Raw genomic sequence first — 3,029 nt, 5'->3', positions numbered from 1 at the left:
CGCATGACCACCCTAGGAACGCCGCTGTCTCCCCATGCCATCCGAGTCCTGCTGCTGGGTTCTGGCGAACTGGGCAAGGAGGTGGCCCTCGAGTTGCAGCGGCTGGGCGTGGAAGTGATCGCGGCCGACCGTTACGCGGATGCGCCGGCGATGCAGGTCGCGCACCGCGCGCACGTGCTCGACATGCTCGATCCGGCCGCGATCCGCGCGCTGATCGCACGGGAGCAGCCGCACCTGGTGGTGCCGGAAATCGAGGCGATCCATACCGAAACGCTGGTGGCGCTGGAAGCCGAGGGCGCCGCCCGTGTCATTCCGACGGCACGCGCGGCACGGCTGACGATGGACCGCGAAGGCATCCGCCGGCTCGCCGCCGAAACCCTGGGCCTGCCGACATCGCCCTACCGCTTCGTCGATACGCAGGACGAATACCGCCAGGCCGTGCGCGAGATCGGCCTGCCGTGCGTGGTGAAGCCGGTGATGTCTTCCTCRGGMAAGGGCCAGAGCACGCTGCGCAGCGAAGCCGACATCGACGCTGCTTGGGACTACGCGCAAACCGGCGGACGCGCGGGCGCGGGCCGCTGCATTGTCGAAGRCTTCATCGACTTCGAGTACGAAATCACCCTGCTGACCGTGCGCCATGCAGGCGGTACCTCGTACTGCGAACCGATCGGCCACTGGCAGAAGGATGGCGACTACCGCGAGAGCTGGCAGCCACAGCCGATGTCGCCACGTGCGCTGGAGCGCGCACAGCGGATCGCCAGGGCGGTAACCGACGATCTCGGGGGCTGGGGTCTGTTCGGCGTGGAGCTTTTCGTGAAAGGTGACGAGGTGTGGTTCAGCGAAGTCTCGCCGCGCCCGCACGACACCGGCCTGGTGACGCTGGTGTCGCAGGAACTGTCCGAATTCGCGCTGCACGCGCGCGCCATCCTCGGCCTGCCGATCCCGGTGATCCGCCAGAGCGGCCCGTCCGCATCGTGCGCGATGCTGGCGCACGGCCACGGCGTGCCGGTATTCCGCAATGTCGAGGACGCGCTGGCCGTGCCCGACACCGCCCTGCGCCTGTTCGGCAAACCGCGCGTGGAAGGCCATCGCCGTGTCGGCGTGACGCTCGCGCGTGGCGACGACACGGACACCGCTCGTGCGGTCGCGCGTGATGCCGCCGCTGCGATCACCATTGACCTGGCCTGAGGAAAACACCTTGAACGGAAACACCGGCTACGCCGTCTTCTTCTTCCCTCAGGCGCTGGAAGCCCTGGGCGAGGCCATCAAGCCTTATCTCACCGCCCATGCGGAGGGTCCGCATCTGTTCTGCAAGGAGATCGATACCGGCGGCGCCTTCACCGAGATGACGCTGGTCGGCAGGGACGCCGAAGGCCATGAGATGCAGGTAGAGCTGATGGTGCCGGGCAGCATGATCCGGATGATCGTCTCCGCACAGAACGAATCGTTGTTCGGTTTCGGCCCGCGCGCCGCCACCGTGGTGCCGCCATCCGCGCCTACAGCGTAAGGTCCACCCACACCAGGTGATGGTCGCTGCCATCGGCGATGGCAGCGCCGGGCTGGCCCGGTTTCGGCCAGAACACGCCACTGCCCACCACGCCGAAGCCCGTGGACGGCAGCACATAGTCCAGTCGCAAGGCGCCGTTGCGGCGTCCGAAATCCCCGGTCACGTGCGCGGGTGCGCCGCGGCGCTGCAGGCCCTTGGCGGCGTAGGCGAGTGCGGTCTGTTGGCCGCCTTCGCTGCGTGGCGTGGCCATGCGCATCACGCGCGGGTGTTCGAGCAGTTCGATGATCGCGTCGTGCTGGCCGTCGCCGTCCGCAGGATCGTTGTTGAGATCGCCCGCGATGACGAAACGCGCATCGGATGCCAGGCCGCCGCAGCGGCCCTGGTCGTCGCAGAGCCAATGCGCATCGTGCTGCGTGAGGTATTCGCGCCACAACCGGATTTCATCGGCGTTGCGCATGCCATTCCGGTTCTCCGGTCCGTCGAACACCGGCGGCGTGGGATGGGAGACCAGGAAATGCACCACGCCACCCGGGGTGGATACCGGCACATCCCAGTGCGATTTGGACGACAGGCGAAGTTGCTTCCAGATGGCATCCGAATAGAACGGCGCGCGCRTGGCAGGGTCGACGGGACTGGCCGCACCCGGCAGCGTGCTCCAGCGCAGCAACTGGAAGGTGCGCACCTGCGTGGCATCGATCGGGAAACGCGACAGCACCAGCATGCCGTACTGGCCGGGATGCAGGCCGTAACCCCACGCATCGTTGCCGCGTTCGCGCCCCTGCGTGCCGACCGCACCGTTGCGGTCCAGGTCCAGCCCGCTGGGAACGCCGGTATTCACCGGCGCGAGATAGCGATACGGATACCGCAGCGGTTCACCGCCCCCTGGCTGGGCGATCTCGAGATAGCGCTGCTGGAACAGGTCCGCGGCACGATGCGCATCGTCGTAGTCGAATTCGTTCAGCAGTACCAGGTCCGGCCGCACGTGCTGCAGGACGGCGGCGATCTTGCGCGCATGCGCGCTGTCGCCCTCCAGTTGCCGGATCACGCCACCGGCATCGTCCGAAAACAGCGACGTGTTGTAGGTCRCCACGCGCAGTGGCACCGCCTGCCGGCTGGCGGGTTCGGCCGGCTTGGTGGGGGAATGGCACGCGGCAAGCGTCATCGTGAGCAGCAGTAGGAGAGTGCGCATCCGGGGATTCTGTCATGCCGGCATGACAGGCGTAAAAAAAGCGCCCCGGAAACCGGGGCGCCACGGGCCGGCGAGGAGGTCGGCCCGCCGCAGCGTCAGAACGAGCAGCCCATCGCCGCGTAGGCGGTCTTGGCCTGGTCCATCGCGGTCTTGCACTGGGCAGCCAGCGCCGTCTTGTCGGTGACGGCGGACCAGCCGGCCTTCGACTGCTCGATGCCCTGCTTCATCATCTCGCGCTGCGCTTCCGGCACCTTGTCGCTGATGCAGGCGTAGACCTTTTCGAGGTACTGGTCGCATTCGGCGACGCCGGTGCCGGCGTCGACCGTGTCGTCC

4 protein-coding genes are annotated in these 3,029 nt (G+C 67.6%); 2 read left to right on the top strand and 2 right to left on the bottom strand.

What is annotated here, in order from left to right:
• Positions 1–3 precede the first annotated feature (3 nt).
• Both purT and AC04L7_RS15540 read left to right on the top strand, forming a co-directional pair.
• The gene (gene purT, locus AC04L7_RS15545; RefSeq protein ID WP_475513356.1) at positions 4–1,188 is read left to right on the top strand and encodes a formate-dependent phosphoribosylglycinamide formyltransferase; all 1,185 of its coding nucleotides are present in this window, start codon (positions 4–6) and stop codon (positions 1,186–1,188) included.
• 10 nt (positions 1,189–1,198) lie between these two features.
• Positions 1,199–1,507 carry a hypothetical protein gene (locus tag AC04L7_RS15540; RefSeq protein ID WP_435997605.1) on the top strand — a complete coding sequence of 103 codons (309 nt, stop codon included), beginning with the start codon at positions 1,199–1,201 and terminating at the stop codon, positions 1,505–1,507.
• Here AC04L7_RS15540 and AC04L7_RS15535 read toward each other — a convergent pair.
• Both AC04L7_RS15535 and AC04L7_RS15530 read right to left on the bottom strand, forming a co-directional pair.
• Positions 1,497–2,696, bottom strand: coding sequence for an endonuclease/exonuclease/phosphatase family protein (locus AC04L7_RS15535; protein ID WP_475513355.1), 1,200 nt, complete (start codon positions 2,694–2,696; stop codon positions 1,497–1,499). The genes AC04L7_RS15540 and AC04L7_RS15535 overlap by 11 nt on opposite strands.
• Before the next feature lie 95 nt (positions 2,697–2,791).
• Positions 2,792–3,029 (bottom strand): hypothetical protein (locus AC04L7_RS15530; RefSeq protein WP_475513354.1); only part of this gene is annotated, 238 nt, incomplete at its 5' end.

Source organism: Pseudoxanthomonas sp. LjRoot204_2, from assembly GCF_056175765.1.
This window is presented reverse-complemented; position numbering and strand designations above follow the sequence as displayed.